The organism is Oleiphilus sp. HI0043 (assembly GCF_001634935.1).
Map to the genome: position 1 here is coordinate 1 of NZ_LWEY01001305.1, position 1,024 is coordinate 1,024.

Annotated in this window: 2 protein-coding genes; both read right to left on the reverse strand. The window is 47.4% G+C overall.

All coding sequences use genetic code 11. The annotated features are described in order from the left end of the window. A partial coding sequence (locus A3729_RS17130) for a carboxyl transferase domain-containing protein (protein ID WP_304439732.1) occupies positions 1-613 on the reverse strand: 613 nt, incomplete at its 3' end. Positions 614-736: 123 nt separating this feature from the next. Then, a partial coding sequence (locus A3729_RS17135; RefSeq protein ID WP_156497987.1) for an SDR family oxidoreductase occupies positions 737-1,024 on the reverse strand: 288 nt, incomplete at its 5' end.

Below are 1,024 nucleotides of genomic sequence, written 5' to 3' on the forward strand. Positions count from 1 at the left end.
TCACTACGACCGTGTAATCCGATAAGCCAGGCTGATAGGCGCCACCAGCCGTTGCGTTACCATGTACCACTGTGAATTGTGGAATACCTTGCGCTGACAAGCGTGCTTGATTTGCGAAGCCGCGAGCACCTTGCACAAATATGTCGGTTGCGTAGTTCAAGTTAGCGCCGCCGCTTTCTGCCAGTGTCACGATAGGCAGCTTATTCAGTTTGGCGATTTCCTGTAAACGTAGCGTCTTGTCTAGACCAGCAGGAGAAATCGTTCCGCCTTTGATGGCGCTGTTACTGGCGATGATCATGCTGCGAATGCCTGCAACATACCCAATGCCCGCGATAATGCCGCCACCGGCCATGGAACCATCTTTATCATCGTGCATCTTGTAGCCAGCGAGACTGCTCACTTCAAGGAAAGGAGCGCCACGATCCAACAGCATATTGATACGTTCACGCGGTAACAATTTACCGCGCTTTATGAACTTTTCCTTCGCTTGATTTTCTTTTTCTACGACTTTATTTTCAACGTTACGAAACTCGTTAATATAGCCTTGCATGGCTTCGGCATTTGCCTGGAACTCTTCAGACGAAGTTTCGATGCTTGTCTCTAATATACTCATTTAAGTATCCGTATTATTTTGATGCCATTCCCGAAATATTTAATCGGGTAGCATGTTTATTCATGCCCCGCTATCGTTATGGATTCCGGCTTAGACACTGCCGGAATGACGAGAGAGGGGGATTTATTCTTCTTCCTCTTGGAAAATTTTGGGAAGCTCTGCGCGATGGAAGCCATCATAAGACTCAGAGTTATTCGCTCTGGGTAGCGGTGCAACGCGGCCTCCTTGTGAGGCGGCACCATCAATACGAATACAGTCACCACTAATAAAATTTGCCCCTTCACTTAGCAAAAAGCAGATCACGGAGCTTATTTCCGCTTCGGTTCCCATACGTTTCAATGGAATAGCATCTTTTAAACCTAGAATCCAAGGCTTCATGGCTGGAGGATAAGTATCCATGCCGCTGGTGAT